The following is a 19067-nucleotide window of genomic DNA, read 5'->3' on the forward strand; positions in this document are numbered from 1 at the left end:
CGTCACGCCGATGGTACTGCGTAACAGTGGAAGAGTAGGTAGCCGCCGTCTTAGGTGAAAGGAGTCAGTCGAAAGATTGGCTCCTTTTTTTGGTATATACACCAGCCGTTGTAGAGATGTGGCGTGGCCGCATCTAATCCTTTCGAAATGTGCCGGATTTTGGTTAATCCAGCACTAATTTTACGATAGCCCCGTAAGAGGGTACGTTCTTAAAAGCGTCTTGCAAAGGATATTCGCCAGCGTAGACCCGGGCACAAGTCAATACCCCGCCATGCGCGAACAGGCATACCTTTTGCAGCCCGCTTTTGCGAAGCTCATTCAAGAAGTCGCTAACCCGGTCGTATTGATCTTGTAGGGATTCACCGTTTGGAGTCGGGTTATTAACCCAATCCTTAAACCAAGCCTCTGAGCGGGGATCGGAGGATAGCTCATTCCATGACTTCATTTCCCATTCCCCGAAATTCACCTCCTTGATACGGTCTTCTCTCTCCGCCTCCGGAAAGCCGCAATAATTAGCTAAGCGCACGCAGCGGGTAAGGGGACTTGTCCAAACCTTATCGAACGTATGATCGCTCAAGCCTTTTTTTACCTCTTCCGCCTCTTCCTCGAAGGTCGGTTTCAATGGAACATCGGTTTGCCCGTAGGCGTAGCCGGCGGGAACATCGACAGAGGTATGTCTGATTAAATAAATCTCCATAATTATATAGTTTGATAGATGATCACGAAACCCATATAGAAGCTTAACTCACAAAGAAGAAAAGTCGCTCCACAGCAGTCTCCCGTATATCCTTGTATCTTTCTCTTCATGAAAGAGGTGAGGAAGTACCAAGTGATAACCGGGAATATACCCGCTAGTAAGTAAACAGGTTGGGGAAGCCATAATAATGGTAAGAAAGCACAAATGATGCTAAATACATATTCTCGAGAGGTCATTCGGCTATATACGGTCTTGTTCTTGGCTTCCTCCTCTTTCCTCGCGTAAGGCAGGCGATTGATGATCATGCTGGAGACGCCTTTGCAAAAAGGATCTCCAGCCAGTATGGCACATCCCGCTAGCTCGATCGGGAGACTGCTTACTAGTAGGTAGAACAGTCCGAAGTAGAAAATCAGTCCGATTACCCCATAGCTGCCTATATGCGAGTCTTTCATGATCGCCAATATGCGTTCCCGGCTCGTGCCGCCGCCGAAACCGTCGAAGAAATCCGCCAGCCCGTCCTCATGCAGGCAGCCAGTTATCAGCAATCGGGCAATCATGGCGCATAAGATCGCCACGGATGGCGGAAGAATCAAGGAGGTAGCGTACAATACCAATACCGACAAACCAGCCGTCAGCCAACCGACCAACGCCCAATGGCTCACGATATTCTTGAAACAGGCCGCCGGAACCTCCGCCAACCGCCAGAACGGTAACCGAGTAAAGAATATAAACGCAGCGAGTATCCGCAACATATCAGAAATATTTGGTGATTGCCGCTTGCTTGAAACTATGCATCTCGTTGATCATGCGAACGGCGGAGTCGAGTATCGGGTAAGCGCATACCGAGCCGGAACCTTCTCCCAGCCGTAGCCCTAGATCGAGCAATGCTTTTGCCCCCAAGAAATCCAGTACTCGTTTATGCCCGGCCTCGTCGCCGCAATGCCCGAATACGCAATACGATTGCATTTCCGGATATAAGCGGGAAGCCACCAATACGCAATTCGTCATGATAAAACCATCCACGAGGATAATCATCTTCAGTTCGGCGGCACGCAACATGCCTCCTACAGCCATAACCATCTCATACCCTCCGAAGTAGCGCATTACATCCAAGGCGCTTCCATCCCCTTTGTAATTCTCCAACGAGCGTTTCAGTACGTTGTATTTATGCCGTACGCCTTCGCTGTCCAGTCCGCTACCGGCCCCCACACAGTCGATCAATGGGATTTGCGTGAGGCAAGTCATCCACATGCTGGAAGCCGCCGTATTCCCGATACCCATCTCTCCGAAACTGATCACGTTACAGCCTTCGTTGTAACAATCCGTCACGATATCGGCTCCGTATTGAAGGGCTTTCTCCATCTCCTCCACGGTCATGGTCGCCTCGTGAAGAAAGTTACGGGTTCCTCCCTTGCGCACCTTGCGGTCGATAAGTTGGGGGATAACGGGGAAATCGAAATCCACGCCGCCATCCACGATCTTCAACTCAAACCCATGCTGGCGGGCAAGGTAACAAACTCCCGCTCCTCCGTTCAAGAAATTATGGATCACTTGGCGAGTTACCTCCTTGGGAGATTTGCTTACACCCTCGTCGGCGATGCCGTGATCCGATGCATAGATTACGTTCACGGGATGACGCAAGACAGGCGATAAGGTCTGCTGGATCAATCCCACTTGCAGGGCGAGCGCCTCGAGCGTTCCCAATGAGCCTTTCGGCTTTGTCAGATTATCGATCTTGTCTTGTAAAGCGGCCTCCAGCCCTTTGTCCGGGGCCTCGATGTGAAATTGTATCATGATAGTAGTATTTTATATAAGTCGTTGTTCTTATTCCTTGATCTTGACGGGGATTCCGCTGACCATCAAGACAACCTCGTCCGCTTTAGAGGCGATATATTGGTTGAGCCAGCCTTGCATATCGGTAAATTTACGTTGCACCTCGTCTATCGGCACGCCTCCCATACCCAGCTCGTTCGTCACGAAGATCAGGTAGGCATCTTGCCGGGAGAGTTTATCGAACTCCGCTTTGAGGAGGGAGAGGGATAATTCCACGTCGCTTTGATTGTCGAAGAAGAAGTTCGTCCCCCAAAGGGTTACGCAATCGATCACCACGACACGATCGGTAAGATCGTGGCGGCTCAAGTATTTCTCCTCCTCTATATTGGTCCACTCGGGTCCACGGTCTCGCTGGTGGCGTTTCACCCGCTTCCGGAACTCCTCGTCCCAGATGCGGGAGGTAGCTAGGTAAACCGGGTTGGGCGACAGCGATAAGGCGAGCCTCTGTGCGTATCCGCTCTTGCCGGACCGCTGTCCTCCAGTCACTAAGATCACTTTCTTACTCATCGCCTTCGTGATTCCTGTTTTTCCGGTGGGCGGCACGTTTAGCCTTGTTGATCGGATTGTTCTTGCTCGTCTTCCGAAGGGCGGCCGATTTCGGGTTGGCGGCGATCCGCTGCGCCACCGCCGATTTGCTCAGTGCCTTTCCGAACTTGGGGCGTAAGGCATCCCGCAATAACTTCTCCTCGTCGGTAAGCTTGGCGGTCTTGGATTTCCAGCCTCCCTCTTTCTGCGCCTTACGGGCGGCTGCGTATTTATTGAATTTCCCGAACTTCTCCGTTTTAGCACCTTCCCGGCCTCCCTTGTTTTCGGGTTTCGCTTTCCGGAGCGTGCCGAGTAACTCCTTCTCTTGCTGCTCTTCTTTTTTCGCCTCCTCTTGCAGGCGGATGTACTTCTCTACGTTCAAGCGCTCGCCATCCACCAATACGAGATCCTCCGCCGTGACCTTCTGGCCTACGTGCGGTTGCTTGCCGTTTACGGTTACCCGTTCCATCTCGATGAAATTGTCCGCTTCCCGGCGTGAGCAAACACCGGCTTCGCTTATCAGTTTGTTTAATCTAATTTCCATATTATTAATATTATATTATTAGTAAAATAAGGGTGACGATCACACCCATCAACAGTTCCGTATTGCTATTCACTTGAATGGCGATACGCATATCCTCGGTCGTGAAAGGCCTCGCGTTCGTCCCGATATAAGGCTTCTCCACCGGTTTGCCGAAATAATCGTGCGTCCCCCCGAACTGGCAGTCCAAGACCGCCGCCAAGGCCGCTTCTGGATAACCGGAATTGGGGCTTGCGTGTTCAGGGCCGAAACGCCGTACGAAATCCCTTTTCCCCCAATTATTGGAGACCAGCAACATCAAATAGGCCGTGAGGCGGGCCGGGATGTAATTGGCGATATCGTCGATTTGCGCCGCTATCCGTCCGAACTCAAGGTAACGTTCATTCTTATAACCGATCATCGAGTCCAGTGTATTCACCATCTTGTAAGCCATCATCCCCGGCAACCCCAGCAGGGCAAACCAAAACATCGGGGCGATCACGCCGTCGCTTAAGTTCTCGGACAAGGTCTCCAACGCCGCCGCCCGTATCTCTTGCGGCGACAAGTTCGAGGTATCCCTCCCCACGATCCGTGCCACTTGCCGCCGTCCTTCTTCCGTGCTACGGTCCACGGCCTCGAACACCGCCTTCACTTCCTTGATAAGCGTCTTTCCGGATAGGCAATAAAATACGCCGACAGCCGTCAGCAACCCACTGAACTGCGGATGTATGATCCAAGCCCACGACAATATCCACTCGCAGATTAAATACACGCCAAGGATAAGCACGACTGCTAGTATGCCGCCTTTTAGGGCCCGCTCGGAGCCTTTATTCAACTCTTTCTCTCCGGCGCTGATCGCTTTGCCAAACCATACGATAGGATGGGGCCAACCTTCCGGGTCTCCCAGCAACCGGTCGGATAACCAACCGCCCAAAAAGGGCACGATCTTGAGTAAATTGATAGAATGATGTAACCAATACATATTGAATGTCATTGAAGGAACAAACTTAGACAAAAAAAAGAACATAAGGAAGCGGTAAGCGATTCTTCATCACACATTAGGCGAAAGAAACCTACATTTAAAGGATTTCGAGCGTAGACTTTCATCTTCTATCATCTGTTGTATGATCATCCATCATCCGTTGCATGATCTTCTAACAGTTGGTGGATGATCATACAACGGATGGTAGAAGATGAATAGGTACGGAAAAAACGGCTAAAGAATGCCTTTAGAAGCCTTAAATCTTCGGGAAGGGAGGGCTTGATATACAGTGGATTCCTTTCAATTTTGTGTTTATTAACAAAAAAACGTTCTTACGGCCGGTTATTATTACTTTATTTGCTCCCACCGTATCGTGAAAGGAGTTAATCGAGATGACAGATGAAAAATCCATTTTAGAACAATTTGCCGTTGGAAATCATACCGCTTTCCGGGAATTGTTCATGCGTTACCATCTGAAAGTCTATTATTTCGTGCTGGGACTCGTGAAGTCCGAGAGTGATGCCGAGGACTTGACCCAAGAGATTTTCCTAAAGCTTTGGACGCATCGGAGTCGTTTCACGGAAGTGAGGACGTTCGGTTCCTACCTCTATGTGCTGGCGAAGCATACGGCGTTCAATTATATCGAATCCCGCCGGGTGAATCTCGTGAGCTTGGAGAGTGCTTCGGAGGAAGACGAGGAGCGAAGTACGCCTTATGAGGATTTAGTCGCTAAGGATTTGCGATTGTTGGTGGATATGATTGTAGAGACCATGCCGCCACAGCGGAGGATGATCTACCGGATGAGCCGTAATGAGGGATTGTCGAACACAGAGATCGCCGAGAATTTACAACTCTCAAAAAAGACCGTAGAAAAACATTTGAATCTAGCGTTAAGGGAATTGCGGAACGTAGTATTGACTTTCCTTCTTGTTATGATATGTTAATGAATTGAGGGTGAAGTGAGAAAAGTAGGTCCTATAAACAAGATAAAATAGAAAAGCAGGAATGAGTCCTATAAAAAAGATATTAAAATACTTTTTCCATCATTCGTTCTCCGGGGAGATGGTGGATCGGGTACATCAACGATTGGCGGAGCCGGGAGACGAACGGGAAAAGGAAGAGGTTTTACGGGAGATCTGGAATGAGATCGGTTTTCCGGAGGCGGATAAACGAAGCGAGATGGCTTTCGCCCGGTTGGAGAATACATTGGACGTGAGGCCCCGTCCCTGTCTGCGTATCCCGGCATGGGTGCGTATCGCCGCTATCTGGCTGATCCCTTTGTTGTCGTTGGGTGTTTCTTATTATCTATATAGAGACGCACGGGATGTCAGGCAGCTCGCTTTTATGGAGCGGTTCGTACCTTCCGGCAAGCGGGAGCGGATCACCTTGCCCGATGGTAGCGAGGTCTGGTTGAATTCCGGTACCTTGCTGCTTTATCCATCCGACTTTATCGGGGATAAGCGAGAGATCTATCTGGTGGGAGAGGGATATTTCAAGGTGCGAAAACGTCCTGAGCAACCTTTCATTGTGCGGACGAAAGCGATGCGGGTACAAGTGTTGGGTACCGAGTTTAATTTATCCGCTTACTCGGACCAAGAGAAGATAACGACAACCTTGGAGGAAGGTTCCTTGAAGATCCTTCCTGATGATCCCTCGGTGGCTCCATGTATATTGAGTCCTAACGAGCAGCTTGTCTACATCCCTTCCCGGGGAAAGGTGGACGTGCGGCAGGTGGTGGGCTCGGATTACTCGGCATGGAAAGAGGGAGGCTTGTTGTTTAACAACGATTCTTTCGAGGATATTTTAAAAACCTTGGAACGTGTCTATAATGTGAAGGTGCATTTGCGTACCTCCGCTTATCATTCCAACCGGCTTACGATCCATTTCAATAAGAATGAGTCATTGGTGAACATCATGATGCTGCTCAAGGAGATAGTACCTGGTTTAGAGTATCAGATCAAAGAGGATGGAGTCTATATTGATTAAAATGTATATTTCTTAGTCTTCTTTTAAAAGTGAAAGTATATATAGAAACGAGTGTGTTTACCAATTAGAAGTAAAAACTTTATCTCACTGTTTGTTTGTCGAGCTGAACAATAGATACGAGCTTTCGATAAACAGTTTGGTGTTTGTGTCCATTTGAAATTTCTATTACTCAATGTTCTGCGTTTTACATTTGTTAACTTTGTTCTGTTAGGTGTATCCTTCGTATTCCTTGTCCTAATAACGAGTACGTACTATAGAAGGAAATATAAATGTTTAACTAAAAAATCTAATATCGCATGAACAGGAATAAATCTATATGTATCACTATTCTTTGTTTGAGTCTTGCTATGGTTCGGAGTTTGCCTATTGATGCGCAAAAAGTGACATTTCATGACGGTTTTATCTCTTTAAAACAAGCATTTGAGAAACTAGAGTCAGTCTCGACTTATAAGATAGCCTATAATGATAGTCAATTGGATGTGTCGAGAAAGGTCTTGATGGATCAAAAAGAAATGGAAGTCTTGTTGGCCTTATCGCAATTGTTAAAGAATACGGGGTACACATATAAGACAAATGGAAATTACATACTTATTGTACCGGAGAAAGCGGATGATACCACGAAAGACAGAAAAAGAGTATCGGGTGTGATTGTCGATAACCAAGGTATCCCTGTGATTGGTGCAAATGTTGTGGAGAAGGGGACTGCAAACGGAACTATCACTGATATTGATGGAAAATTCACGTTAGAGGTAAGCGGTAATGCTACTCTTCAAGTCTCATATATCGGCTATAATACGCAAGAATTATCGGTCTTAGGAAAGACCGATTTCTCCATTAAACTTGGCGAGGATACGCAAGCTTTAGACGAGGTGGTCGTTGTTGGATATGGAACACAAAAGAAGGTAAATCTGACGGGAGCGGTGCAAAGTATTTCTAGTCAGGATTTAACGAAGCGAAACCTTTCCAGTTCATCTCAAGCCTTACAAGGCTTGATACCGGGTATGGTTGTTACCCAAAGTTCCGGAGCTCCGGGAGCGACGGCCTCCATCCAAATCCGAGGAACGGGATCGATCAATTCGAATAGTGAGCCTTTGGTATTGATAGATGGGGTTGAGGGGGATATGAACTCTGTCGATATGAATGCGATAGAGTCTGTCTCTGTATTGAAAGATGCTGCATCAGCGTCGATCTATGGATCTCGTGCCTCTAATGGTGTCATTTTGGTGACAACCAAAAGGGCTAAAGAAAATAAATTATCGGTCTCTTATAATGGTTATGTAGGATTTCGTACGCCTACCTCGACTCCTAATCCCGTAGATGCGGTCACTTATATGGAGGCTATCAATCAAGCGTGCGTTAATAATAATCAAGCCCCTCAATATTCGGAAGAGGTAATTAATGCCTATAAGACTTCTGGGGCAGATAATATTCATAGGTATGATACGAATTGGAAAGATCTAGTATTTGATGAAATCACGTTAACACACAATCATTCACTTAGTGTTAGTGGTGGTAGTGATGTGTTAAAGACATTTGTCAATGCTTCCTATAATTATGAGGATGGTTTAATACCAAATAATTCGTTCAAACGTACTGCTATTCGTTCAAACACGGACGTTAAGCTAACAGAGTGGCTTAGGGCGGGTTTAAACCTGAATATCCGTAGAAGCATTCAAAAAGACCCGACGAGTGGAACAAATAATATTATAAATAGTACGTTGCGTTTTACACCTCTTTTTGGGGCTGTTAATAATGATGGAACTTGGGGAAATGGCCAAAATGGTATCAATCCGTTAGCGCAAGCGATTGATGGTGGGGTTAAGGTTGTAGATAATAATGATATAGATGTAAAAGGAACTCTCGCTTTGACACCAATCAAAGGTATGGAGATCTTGGCCAGTTATGCCAGCAGGCGGTATGAGAATAAACAAGATAAGTTTCAGAATACCTATGATACTTATGAAGGTGGTAATTTTATCATGACTTATCCTACGACTAAATCTAGGTACGAGGAGTGGTATCAGTTAATTAAGAACCAGTTTAACGCTCAGGTGACTTATGAAAATACTTTCAATGAAAGGCATTATTTTAAGGGCTTTTTGGGATTTCAAACCGATGAGTTCAAAAATAAGTCGTTTGGTGGTTCACGTAATAATTATTACTATGATGGCTACGAGGAAATGAATCATGGGGATGCCTCTTCTTCTATGGTTAATGGCAATAGTTCTAAATTGACTATGATGTCATATTTCGCTCGCTTTAATTATACTTTTGCGGACAAATATTTAATCGAACTTACCGGACGTTACGATGGCTCATCAAGGTTCACTGCTAAAAATCGTTGGGGATTTTTTCCTTCAGTGTCTATTGGATGGCGAATATCAGAGGAACATTTCTTCGATCCATTAAAAGATGCGATTGATAATTTGAAGATCCGTGCTTCGTATGGTTCTTTAGGAAACCAAGACCTCAAGGACTATTATCCATATGCGTCTGTATTAGCCTTGGATGCCTCGTATTGGTTTGGAGATAGTAAAAATTATACTACAGGAATTTATTCCAATGCGTTGTCTAATCCTGAAATCTCGTGGGAGAAATCACAGCAGTTTGATTTTGGATTGGATATTACCGCTTTTAATACCCGTTTGGATGTGACGTTTGATTATTACATCCGTGAAATTAGCGATATGTTGCAACAATTTCCCGTGACTTATGCGGTTGGTTTGACTTCTCCATGGGAGAATGCGGGCAATATGAGAAATAACGGTTGGGATTTAAGCGTGATGTGGCATGATCGGATAGGAAAAGTGAAATATAACATTAGGGCTATGTTATCCGATGTAAAAAATGAGGTGACGGATCTGTATGGAAATAAGTATATTAATGATAATAATACGACACAAGAGGGATTCCCTATAAGTTCTTGGTATGGATATGTGGCTGATGGATATTTCCAGTCTAAAGAGGAGATTAATAGCTATCCAGTTTATGGGAATAATAAAGATAATGTAAAGCCCGGATATATAAAATATAAGGATATTAGTGGCCCTGAAGGGGTACCTGATGGCCAGATAACAGATGCGGATCGTACGATTATCGGTGATCCACAACCACGTTATTCTTTTAGTCTGAATCTAGGTGCGGAATGGAATAACTTTGACTTTAATGTGTTTTTACAAGGAGTGGGTAAACGGGATATATTCTTTAACGGAGCAGGAGCAAGGCCGTTTTGGATGGGAGGTACTGTTTACGAACATCAGTTGGATTCTTGGTCTGAAGAGAATCGAAATGCAGAATATCCTCTATTATTGATTGATGGTTCAGGCGGAGGAAACATGAATAATATTCCTTCTTCTTTTTGGGTAAAGAGTGGGGCTTATATGCGTTTAAAGAACGTGAGTGTAGGTTATTCATTGCCTAAGAATATATTAGGTAAATCAGGGCTTAGTAATGTGCGATTTTATCTAAGCGGCCAAAATCTACTCACAATAGCAAAAGGATATAAAGGATATGATCCTGAAGGTGATGTATCATCTTATTATCCGGTTACTCAGGTTTATACATTTGGTGTCGATATAAAATTTTAAAGGAAAGGTTATGAAAAGATACAGATTCATTTATACGATTTGCGTGTTACTTGTTTTTATTAATATATCATGCAGTGATTTTTTGGATGTAGAAGATACGAATCCGTCTTACACAAACGAGGGATTTTATACAAATGAGAACGCAATCAGAGAAGGGGCAACTGGTGTATATTCGAACTTATATATGCAGGTTGTAGGAGAACTCGCCCATACGACAATCTTTGATTTTTATACAGGGCTAGCTCTGGAAAGAAATGAGAATACGACGATTGGTGCGGGAGGTGGTTTAAATGCGGATAACAACGATATACTTAAATTCTGGTCCCAACTTTATACGAACGTAGCGAGAGCAAACGCATTTTTAACAGGAGTGAGGCCGAATATGGATGATCTTAGTAAGAAGTCTTTACAGTATGTATCGGAGGTCCGTGTGTTAAGAGCGTATTATTATTATCTGTTAATCGCTTTATGGGGGGATGTGCCTTTTTATACAGAACCTCCCACTTCCGATCAGTATGAGGTGGAAAAAACATCAAGGGTTAAAATATTGGATTTTATTATAAACGAATGTAATGAAGCTACCGAATATCTAGATTGGATCGCAATGGATAGAGGACGTGTTGATAAATCATTTGCGTATGGTCTTATCAATCGTATGGCTTTATTAGGGGGGAGTTTAGATTTCGGAGGAAAAAGTACTGAATATTTTAAAATAGCCGCTGAAGCAGCCTCAAAAGTGATCGGGAAACGTTTGCTGGCATTGAACTACGAGGATTTGTTTGTCGTGGAAGGACAGGCGAAAGCAGATGTCCGAAACGAGATGATTTTGGAGATGATCTATAATGTTGATGGTACGAATGTTCACAGGAATTGGACTGGATTTGGTTTTGTCTCTCGTATGCAAGGACAAACATCTCGACATCCGAGTATGCTGTTGGCAGATACTTATGAATGTATAGATGGGAAACGTATTGATGAATCTCCACTATATGATGTACATCACCCACAAAAGAACAGGGACCCTCGTTTCAAGGCTACTTTATGGATGCATGGAGATACAGCTACTTGTAATAATGGTTCTTTGAATACCGTTATTATCAATGCCTATGATGACGAGACACAACAATATAATTATACGACTGGTGAATGGGAGGTTAGAAATAATGATGATATAAATAGCGCTGCAGCTTGGGCTAGTTTTACCAATGCCGGGTGTGGTTATATTATAGCTAAATATAGTAAAGAAACATCCCAAAATATTAGCTATACAAGTCAAAATGTACCAATCATGCGGTATGCGGAAATCTTACTTGGTTATGCGGAAGCGAAGATTGAACTAGGGGAGTTGGATCAGAGTGTTTATGACGCTATCAATCAAGTACGGAATCGTGTAGGGATGCCCAATGTATCGGCTGATAGAATCGGAAATATAGAGAAAATGCGTCAATTAGTAAGAAGAGAGCGTAAAGTAGAATTCGCTATTGAAGGATTGCATCTGATCGATATGAGAAGATGGGGTATTGGGGATTTAGAAAATGAGAAACCGATGTATGGTCGTCCTATCGAGGAAATTCGTTATAAAGGTTTGTCTGAGACCGATATTCCTTATTTTAAGAAATCGGATCGTCATGATTTAAATGATATTCCTGATTATGAGTCTTATAAAGAGAAATTGAAAGTAAGGGACGCAAATCGTTATTGGGATGCTAAATTTGAGTTATGGCCTATTCCTCAACAAGAATTGGATCGTAATCCTAAATTAGTTCAAAATAAAGGGTATTAAAATATGAAACGACGAGATTTTTTGACTTATAGTTTATTGACAGGAGGAAGCTCGCTTTTGCTTCCTCTTGTGACAGCTTGCCAAAAAGGGAATAAGATTTCCTCTTCCATGCCGATTGAAGGAGGAGCGAAAGTAGAGGAAATGAAAGCTGATATTGTGGTTGTTGGAGGAGGAATGGGCGGTTGTGCAACTGCGTTAGCCGCTTGTAGAAATGGTATGAATGTAATTCTTACGGAAGAAACGGATTGGATTGGTGGACAGGTTGCTCAGCAAGGTGTACCGCCAGACGAACATAAATGGATTGAGTCTGGTGGAGCTACCGCATCTTATCAAATGTATAGAAATAAAATACGTGATTTTTATCGGTATCATTATCATTTAACAGAGGCGGCTCGTAATAATCCATATCTAAATCCGGGTAATGGTGGTGTATCTAAAATATGCCATGAACCGATGGTTTCTGTGGAGGTCTTGATGGAAATGCTAATGCCTTATGTTAGTGCGGGAAAATTACAAATTTTGTTAAATCATAAGGCTCAAAGTTCCGATGTGCAGGGAGATGAAGTGTTAGCTGTTACTGTACGAGATAGACAAAATGGAGAACTTGTTACCTTGACCGCTCCTTATTTTGTGGATGCGACAGAGTGTGGTGATTTACTACCACTGACGAAGACTGAATATGTAACAGGTTCGGAGTCGCAAGAAGATACAAAAGAGCTGCATGCTGCTAAGCAGTCAAATCCTTTGAATAATCAGGCTTTTACTGTTTGTTTTGCGATGGAATACATACCGGGAGAAGATTGGACAATCGATAAGCCAGATAATTATACGTTTTGGGCTAACTATATACCAAATTTAACTCCTGCATGGCCGGGTAAATTGTTGAGTATGACCTATCCGACACCATCTACATTAAAACCTAATCATGCCGTCTGTATTCCTGATGGAACACCAACGGATGCTTTTAACTTTTGGATGTATCGTAGAATTATAGATCAGCATAATTTTCTTCCAGGTACTTACCAAGGGAGCACGACTCTTGTTAATTGGCCTCAGAATGATTATATGTTAGGGAATATTATAGATGTGCCCGAGAATGAATTTCAGAAGCATGTGGATGCCGCAAAAGCTTTGAATCTTTCATTGTTATATTGGCTACAGACTGAAGCCCCACGACCAGATGGTGGTGTTGGTTGGAAGGGATTAAGGCTCCGTAAAAATTTGCTTGGTACGAAAGATGGAATGGCTAAATATCCTTATATAAGGGAGTCACGCCGCATTAAAGCGGAATTTAGAATTTTAGAGGAGCATGTGGGCGAAGAGAATAGGAAGTTGATATCAGGAGAAACAACTGCTGCTGCATTTTATGATAGTGTTGGTATTGGTTATTATCATATAGATTTGCATCCTTCTTGTGGAGGAGACAATTATATAGATTTCAACTCTCTTCGTTTTCAAATACCGTTAGGTGCTTTATTACCACAGCGGGTAAATAATTTGTTCCCTGCATGTAAAAATATAGGGACGACTCACATAACAAATGGGTGTTATCGTACCCATCCAGTAGAGTGGGGAATAGGAGAAGCTGTAGGTTTATTAATTACCTATGCCAGTAAAAAGCAAATATCCGCTCGTATTATTCGCAGCGATAAGAATATGCTAACGGATTTCCAGCAATGGATTCAAAAAGAAGGAGTCGAGATTGCATGGAAAAAAGAACTTGTGTAAATATTGTGTGTTGGTAAAAATTAGGATTGGAGAACCGTATTAATGGAATCAAGAAATGAATTCTTGTTTTGTTGATACGGTTCTTTTCTTTTTATGTCAAGAAAATGTTTTTACCTTTAGACGGGCAAAAAGAATCCCGAATGAGTGGGTGTGGATTTTTTTTGTATTAAAATAGGTTAAGCGAAAGTTTTTTCTTTTTAATAATATGTATTTGTTTGTCAATTACGAAATAATCACTACCTTTGCACCGCAAAATTTTTTATTAATCAATATTAAACAGCGTTTTATGAACAATTACGAAACCGTTTTCATTTTGACTCCCGTTTTGTCTGACGCTCAGATGAAGGAAGCGGTAGAGAAATTCACGAACCTTCTGAAAGCTCAAGGAGCTGAGATCGTGAATGAAGAAAACTGGGGCTTGCGCAAGTTAGCTTATCCTATCGACAAGAAGACAACAGGCTTCTACCAGTTGGTTGAATTCAAGGCAGATCCTAGTGTTATCGCTACGTTGGAGTTGAACTTCCGTCGTGACGAGCGTGTGATCCGCTTCTTGACTTTCCGTCAAGACAAGTATGCCGCAGAATATGCAGCTAAGAGAAGAAATCTGAAATCATCTAAAGAAACAGTAAAGGAGAATAATTAATTATGGCAGCAACTCAATCAGAAATCAGATATTTAACTCCGCCTTCAGTAGACGTTAAGAAGAAAAAATATTGCCGTTTCAAAAAGAACGGTATCAAGTATATCGATTATAAGGATCCTGAATTCTTGAAGAAATTCTTGAACGAGCAAGGTAAGATCCTTCCGCGTCGTATCACTGGTACTTCCTTGAAGTTCCAACGTCGTGTGGCTCAGGCTGTAAAGCGTGCTCGTCACTTGGCTTTGCTTCCTTACGTGACCGATTTGATGAAATAATTAATTAAGAGGAGACAGAATATGCAAGTTATTTTGAAAGAAGATGTAGTGAATTTAGGCTACAAAGACGATATCGTAACAGTAAAAGACGGTTACGGACGTAACTTTCTAATCCCCACGGGTAAGGCAGTGATCGCTTCAGAGTCTGCTAAGAAAGTATTGGCTGAGAACTTGAAGCAACGTGCCCACAAATTGGCTAAGATCAAGGAAGACGCTCAGACTTTGGCCGCTAAGTTAGAGGGTGTAGCTTTGACGATTGGTGCTAAGACTAGCTCTACAGGTACGATCTTCGGTTCTGTAACGAATATCCAAGTTGCTGAGGCTTTGGCTAAGGCTGGTTTCGAGAATATCGATCGTAAGATTATCTATATCAAGGAGTCTGTTAAGGAAGTAGGTAGCTATAAGGCTGTTTTGAAACTTCACAAAGAGGTTTCCGTTGAGGTTCCTTTCGAGGTTGTTTCTGAATAATAGATACTTTAATATATCATGAAAGAGGGTAGTTTCGAAACTGCCCTCTTTTTTTGTTTTAATTATAAAAAAAGACATCTGTCAATCAGCAAAAAAGCGCTACATTTGTTCCCGAATTTGCAATAATTTTAGAAAGTGAGCAAAAAGTCTTTTCTATATATTAACTTGCTATTTGCGTTGTTTTTTTTCTTGCCCGGACTTCAGGCGAGAGAGAAGACTTTTACGGTCGTGATCGATGCTGGGCATGGCGGGAAGGATCCGGGCGCTAGAGGGGCGAATATTAATGAGAAGGAGATAAATCTCGCTGTCGCCTTAAAATTGGGTCGACTGATAGAGAATAACGCGGAGGATGTGCGTGTGATCTATACTCGTAAGACGGATCGTTTTATCGAGTTGGACGAACGTGCGAATATAGCGAACCGCAATAAGGCGGATCTTTTCGTGTCTATCCATACGAATGCCGTAAAGCGTGGAAGTACCGTGCAAGGTACGGAGACGTATACGCTGGGTTTGGCCCGTAGCGAAGAGAACTTAGAGGTGGCTATGAGCGAGAACTCAGCGATCTTGTTGGAGGATAATTATCAACAACGGTATGAGGGATTTGACCCGAACTCTTCGGAGTCATATATCATTTTCGAGTTTATGCAGAATAAGCATATGGAGCAAAGTATTAGTCTGGCTTCCGAGATACAGAAATCGTTCGGGGCTTGTAAGCGGGTAGACCGTGGCGTAAGACAGGCTGGTTTTTTGGTGCTTCGCAAAACGAGCATGCCCAGTGTTCTGGTCGAGTTGGGGTATATCTCGAATCGTCAAGAAGAGCAGTTCATGAGAACCGCCGCCGGACAAAATAAATTGGCGGAAGCGTTGTACGATGCTTTTTGCAAATATAAGAAGAATTACGATCGTCGTAAAGGAAATTTTTCCGGAGTTGTCGCTGCTCCCGTAGCGAATGAGGAAACTCCGCCTCCGGGGAGCGAGGCTGATATCTTAAATAAAAAACAGCAAGCTACAAGACAGAAAACCTCAGTTTCTTCTACCACTTCCGTGAACAGGAACACGAAAGGAAAGGTTATATATAAGATACAATTCTTGACTTCCAATAAGAAGCTTCCTGCGAACTCCCGGTTATTTAAGGGGTACAAGAACGTGGATTTCTATGTGGAGAAAGGTATCTATAAATACACGTATGGCGAGACTTCGGATTTTAACTCGATCCGGAAGATGCGCCGAACGATCGCGAAGGATTTTAAAGATGCCTTCATCATCGCTTTTAAGGATGGGAAGAAGGTGAAATATTAATGATATAGGAATAAATTATACATTATAAATAAAGGAAATGAAAAGTGTATTCACTAAAGAGGCGAAGATCGGACTTGTGACGATCGTAAGTCTGGCGTTATTGTATTTAGGCATTAATTATCTGAAGGGTATTAACCTGTTTCAACCGGTGAACCATTACTACGTATCATTCAGCAACGTAAAGGGGGTGACGATTTCCAGCCCTGTATTTGTGGATGGTTTTAAGGTGGGATTGGTTCGTGATATTATTTATGACTATGATACGACCGGTAAGATCATCGTTGAGGTTAGTTTGGAAGATAAGATGAGGCTGAATAAGGGAAGTTATATAGCGGTTGTCAATACTTTCTTAAGCGGAGCTGAGTTGCATATTCATTTGAACACTTACGTGGATGACTTTTTGAAGCCGGGTTCTACGCTCGAGGGACGAATGGAAGAGGATATGATGCAATCCGTACAGGAGAAGATCTTGCCAAGCGTTGAGAACCTTTTGCCGAAGATCGACACGATTTTGGGTAGCTTGCAAACCTTGATCGCTCATCCGGCCTTGGCTCAATCCTTGAATCATATCGAAAAAACGACTAGCAACCTAGAGGTGTCTACCCGTCAGTTGAATCAGATGTTGAGTAAGGATGTACCGGGTATCGTGAATAACTTGAAGACGATGACGGATAATTTCTCGGAGGTGAGCGCCAACTTGAAAGAATTGGATTTGGCTACAACGGTCAATTCCATCAATGCGACCTTGGCGAACTTGAAGTTGACTACGGATAAATTGAACTCGACGGATAATAGCATCGGCTTGTTGTTAAACGACAAAGGATTGTATGATAATCTGAACAGCACGATGGACAACGCCTCTAAGCTATTGCTTGATTTGCGGGAGAATCCGAAGAGATACGTGCATTTCTCTGTTTTTTGATTATGTTAAAAAATCATAGCATAAAAGACGTTATTTAGAATCATTCTAATTAGACAAAAAGTTAGGGGACTCCTGCTGATTATACGCATAAGGCCTTTAGGTAAAGTGAGATAGATACTTCCTGAGGCCTTATTCCGTCACCGGACGTCAGCGTTTACGCTTTTGTAGAGGTCTCTAAAATAAAGGGTTTTTGAACGTTGGTCGATCTAAATAGCAGTAAATCAGATAGGTATTAGTAACTATCTGAATCTAAAAGGGATATTGAAAATTCATATTTACCAAACAAAATAGCACTTTTTTTTTCGGAATTAATTTCTAAACTTTGTAGTCCGAATGTAAAAAGTATTAGTGGGAGAGAAAGAAAACATGCAGACTGATTATCAAACATTGTGGAATAAGTGCCTTGCGGTCATAAAGGATATTGTGCCTAAGGCAGCTTTTGACACATGGTTCGTACCTATCGTTCCGTTATCATACGAAGACAAGAAGTTTACCATACAGGTGCCTAGTCAATTCTTCTATGAGTATCTGGAAGAGAAGTATGTTAATGTTTTGAAAGTTACATTGTATCGTGTAATCGGTCAAGGAACCATTCTTAACTACCGTATCATGGTGGATAAGACCACTGGTGGTACGGTTGATTATCCGGCGGAGAATGCTTCCACCGCTGTAAAGAAAGTCACTCCCAAGGACGCTAACAAGGCTCCGAATCCTTTTATGACGACTGCTCCGCAGGATTTGGACCCTCAGTTGAACCCGAAGTATAATTTTGATAATTATTTCGAGGGTACGAGCAATAAGCTGGTTCGTACGGCGGGTGAGGCTGTTGCCCAGAATCCGGGAAAGACTACGTTTAACCCGTTGTTTATTTTTGGTCCGTCAGGAGTGGGTAAAACTCACTTATGCCATGCGATCGGAACCCGTATCCGGGAGTTGCATCCGGAAAAGAAAGTGTTATATGTATCTTCGCATTTGTTCCGGGTACAGTTTACAGATGCTATCCGTAAGAATACGACTAATGACTTCTTGAATTTTTATCAAAATATCGATGTGCTGCTGTTGGATGATATACAGGAGTTGATCGGTATGGATAAGACTCAAAATACATTCTTCCATATTTTCAACCACTTGCACCAGTTAGGTAAGCAGCTTATCTTGACTTCTGATAAACCTCCTGTGGATTTGCAAGGTATGGAAGAGCGCTTGATCACCCGTTTAAAATGGGGATTGACGGCTGAGTTGAGCCGTCCGGATCTGGATCTACGTAAAAAGATACTGAAGAATAAGATCAACCATGACGGAATCATGATTCCGGATGAGGTCTTTAACTTTATCGCTAATAATGTGACGGAGAATGTCCGTGACTTAGAAGGTATTCTCGTCTCTTTAATGGCTAATGCGGTTATCAATAATCGTGAGATCGATCTGCCGTTGACGAAACGTGTGGTTAGCCAAGCGGTTCGGTTGGAGAAGAAACAGATCTCCGTACAGATGATTCAGGAGATCGTTTGCAAGTATTTCAACTTGGAGCAATCGGTTATCCAGACTAATTCCCGTAAACGTGAGATCGTGCAAGCCCGTCAGATCACGATGTATTTGGCGAAGAAATATACGGACTCCTCTTTTTCCCATATTGGAAAGATCGTAGGAAAGAAAGACCATGCGACGGTCTTGCATGCTTGTAAGACGATCAAAGACCAGATTGAGACTAGTAAGTCTTTCCGGTCTTCCGTAGAGGAAATCGAGGTCTTGCTCAAGAACTAAATTAAGAATCCCTATATAGTAGGATAAGGACGTCTCTTTAAAGAGGCGTCCTTCTTTG

At 43.2% G+C, this 19067-nt stretch carries 17 protein-coding genes; 11 read left to right on the forward strand and 6 right to left on the reverse strand.

What is annotated here, in order from left to right; all coding sequences use genetic code 11:
* Positions 1-163: 163 nt before the first annotated feature.
* From cobC to cbiB, 6 genes are read right to left on the reverse strand one after another with little or no spacing between them, the layout of a single operon-like run.
* Positions 164-697 carry an alpha-ribazole phosphatase gene (gene cobC, locus NBH07_RS18630; protein ID WP_005855050.1) on the reverse strand — a complete coding sequence of 178 codons (534 nt, stop codon included), beginning with the start codon at positions 695-697 and terminating at the stop codon, positions 164-166.
* Positions 698-699: 2 nt separating this feature from the next.
* Complete coding sequence (locus tag NBH07_RS18635; RefSeq protein ID WP_008774499.1) at positions 700-1449, reverse strand: adenosylcobinamide-GDP ribazoletransferase; 750 nt, start codon at positions 1447-1449, stop codon at positions 700-702.
* Position 1450: 1 nt separating this feature from the next.
* On the reverse strand, positions 1451-2491 hold the full coding sequence (cobT, locus tag NBH07_RS18640; protein ID WP_250833575.1) for a nicotinate-nucleotide--dimethylbenzimidazole phosphoribosyltransferase: 1041 nt from the start codon (positions 2489-2491) through the stop codon (positions 1451-1453).
* A gap of 30 nt (positions 2492-2521) precedes the next feature.
* Complete coding sequence (locus tag NBH07_RS18645; RefSeq protein WP_009018591.1) at positions 2522-3037, reverse strand: bifunctional adenosylcobinamide kinase/adenosylcobinamide-phosphate guanylyltransferase; 516 nt, start codon at positions 3035-3037, stop codon at positions 2522-2524.
* On the reverse strand, positions 3030-3599 hold the full coding sequence (locus NBH07_RS18650) for a S4 domain-containing protein (RefSeq protein ID WP_009018592.1): 570 nt from the start codon (positions 3597-3599) through the stop codon (positions 3030-3032). The genes NBH07_RS18645 and NBH07_RS18650 overlap by 8 nt, the downstream gene beginning before the upstream one ends.
* A 10-nt stretch (positions 3600-3609) precedes the next feature.
* Positions 3610-4569 carry an adenosylcobinamide-phosphate synthase CbiB gene (cbiB, locus tag NBH07_RS18655; protein ID WP_039849081.1) on the reverse strand — a complete coding sequence of 320 codons (960 nt, stop codon included), beginning with the start codon at positions 4567-4569 and terminating at the stop codon, positions 3610-3612.
* A 380-nt stretch (positions 4570-4949) separates the two neighbouring features.
* Between cbiB and NBH07_RS18660 the strand changes: the two genes are divergently transcribed.
* The 11 genes from NBH07_RS18660 (at position 4950) to dnaA (ending at position 19009) form a co-directional block, all read left to right on the forward strand.
* Positions 4950-5501, forward strand: a complete 552-nt coding sequence (locus tag NBH07_RS18660; protein ID WP_009018594.1) for an RNA polymerase sigma-70 factor — start codon at positions 4950-4952, stop codon at positions 5499-5501.
* A 61-nt stretch (positions 5502-5562) separates the two neighbouring features.
* Positions 5563-6543, forward strand: a complete 981-nt coding sequence (locus tag NBH07_RS18665; protein ID WP_009018595.1) for a FecR family protein — start codon at positions 5563-5565, stop codon at positions 6541-6543.
* 296 nt (positions 6544-6839) lie between these two features.
* Positions 6840-10130 (forward strand): TonB-dependent receptor, encoded by a 3291-nt coding sequence (locus NBH07_RS18670; RefSeq protein ID WP_009018596.1) that lies wholly within the window; start codon positions 6840-6842, stop codon positions 10128-10130.
* 10 nt (positions 10131-10140) lie between these two features.
* Positions 10141-11913 carry a RagB/SusD family nutrient uptake outer membrane protein gene (locus tag NBH07_RS18675; protein ID WP_009018597.1) on the forward strand — a complete coding sequence of 591 codons (1773 nt, stop codon included), beginning with the start codon at positions 10141-10143 and terminating at the stop codon, positions 11911-11913.
* Positions 11914-11916: 3 nt separating this feature from the next.
* Entirely contained in the window at positions 11917-13641 is a 1725-nt protein-coding gene (locus NBH07_RS18680; RefSeq protein ID WP_039849067.1) for an FAD-dependent oxidoreductase, read from the forward strand.
* Between the two features lie 286 nt (positions 13642-13927).
* Positions 13928-14284 (forward strand): 30S ribosomal protein S6, encoded by a 357-nt coding sequence (gene rpsF / locus NBH07_RS18685; protein WP_005865478.1) that lies wholly within the window; start codon positions 13928-13930, stop codon positions 14282-14284.
* A gap of 2 nt (positions 14285-14286) precedes the next feature.
* Complete coding sequence (gene rpsR / locus NBH07_RS18690; RefSeq protein ID WP_005637107.1) at positions 14287-14556, forward strand: 30S ribosomal protein S18; 270 nt, start codon at positions 14287-14289, stop codon at positions 14554-14556.
* A gap of 21 nt (positions 14557-14577) precedes the next feature.
* Positions 14578-15024, forward strand: coding sequence for a 50S ribosomal protein L9 (gene rplI, locus NBH07_RS18695; RefSeq protein ID WP_005855078.1), 447 nt, complete (start codon positions 14578-14580; stop codon positions 15022-15024).
* 135 nt (positions 15025-15159) lie between these two features.
* On the forward strand, positions 15160-16323 hold the full coding sequence (locus NBH07_RS18700; protein ID WP_009018600.1) for an N-acetylmuramoyl-L-alanine amidase family protein: 1164 nt from the start codon (positions 15160-15162) through the stop codon (positions 16321-16323).
* A 37-nt stretch (positions 16324-16360) separates the two neighbouring features.
* Complete coding sequence (locus tag NBH07_RS18705) at positions 16361-17245, forward strand: MlaD family protein (protein ID WP_005855082.1); 885 nt, start codon at positions 16361-16363, stop codon at positions 17243-17245.
* A 366-nt stretch (positions 17246-17611) separates the two neighbouring features.
* The gene (dnaA, locus tag NBH07_RS18710) at positions 17612-19009 is read left to right on the forward strand and encodes a chromosomal replication initiator protein DnaA (RefSeq protein ID WP_008774487.1); all 1398 of its coding nucleotides are present in this window, start codon (positions 17612-17614) and stop codon (positions 19007-19009) included.
* The last annotated feature ends 58 nt before the right edge of the window (positions 19010-19067 follow it).

The sequence above is a fragment of the Parabacteroides sp. B2-S-102 genome (assembly GCF_023656665.1).
Taxonomy (GTDB): Bacteria; Bacteroidota; Bacteroidia; order Bacteroidales; family Tannerellaceae; genus Parabacteroides; species Parabacteroides distasonis.

What these genes read in the sequence shown, in the direction of transcription:
- NBH07_RS18680 (WP_039849067.1), top strand. Translation starts at nt 11,917, where the DNA reads ATGAAACGACGAGATTTTTTGACTTATAGTTTATTGACAGGAGGAAGC.
- NBH07_RS18705 (WP_005855082.1), top strand. Translation starts at nt 16,361, where the DNA reads ATGAAAAGTGTATTCACTAAAGAGGCGAAGATCGGACTTGTGACGATC.
- cobT (WP_250833575.1), bottom strand. Translation starts at nt 2,491, where the DNA reads ATGATACAATTTCACATCGAGGCCCCGGACAAAGGGCTGGAGGCCGCT.
- NBH07_RS18650 (WP_009018592.1), bottom strand. Translation starts at nt 3,599, where the DNA reads ATGGAAATTAGATTAAACAAACTGATAAGCGAAGCCGGTGTTTGCTCA.
- NBH07_RS18645 (WP_009018591.1), bottom strand. Translation starts at nt 3,037, where the DNA reads ATGAGTAAGAAAGTGATCTTAGTGACTGGAGGACAGCGGTCCGGCAAG.
- rpsR (WP_005637107.1), top strand. Translation starts at nt 14,287, where the DNA reads ATGGCAGCAACTCAATCAGAAATCAGATATTTAACTCCGCCTTCAGTA.
- NBH07_RS18660 (WP_009018594.1), top strand. Translation starts at nt 4,950, where the DNA reads ATGACAGATGAAAAATCCATTTTAGAACAATTTGCCGTTGGAAATCAT.
- rplI (WP_005855078.1), top strand. Translation starts at nt 14,578, where the DNA reads ATGCAAGTTATTTTGAAAGAAGATGTAGTGAATTTAGGCTACAAAGAC.
- NBH07_RS18675 (WP_009018597.1), top strand. Translation starts at nt 10,141, where the DNA reads ATGAAAAGATACAGATTCATTTATACGATTTGCGTGTTACTTGTTTTT.
- NBH07_RS18670 (WP_009018596.1), top strand. Translation starts at nt 6,840, where the DNA reads ATGAACAGGAATAAATCTATATGTATCACTATTCTTTGTTTGAGTCTT.
- cbiB (WP_039849081.1), bottom strand. Translation starts at nt 4,569, where the DNA reads ATGACATTCAATATGTATTGGTTACATCATTCTATCAATTTACTCAAG.
- cobC (WP_005855050.1), bottom strand. Translation starts at nt 697, where the DNA reads ATGGAGATTTATTTAATCAGACATACCTCTGTCGATGTTCCCGCCGGC.
- dnaA (WP_008774487.1), top strand. Translation starts at nt 17,612, where the DNA reads ATGCAGACTGATTATCAAACATTGTGGAATAAGTGCCTTGCGGTCATA.
- NBH07_RS18665 (WP_009018595.1), top strand. Translation starts at nt 5,563, where the DNA reads ATGAGTCCTATAAAAAAGATATTAAAATACTTTTTCCATCATTCGTTC.
- NBH07_RS18635 (WP_008774499.1), bottom strand. Translation starts at nt 1,449, where the DNA reads ATGTTGCGGATACTCGCTGCGTTTATATTCTTTACTCGGTTACCGTTC.
- rpsF (WP_005865478.1), top strand. Translation starts at nt 13,928, where the DNA reads ATGAACAATTACGAAACCGTTTTCATTTTGACTCCCGTTTTGTCTGAC.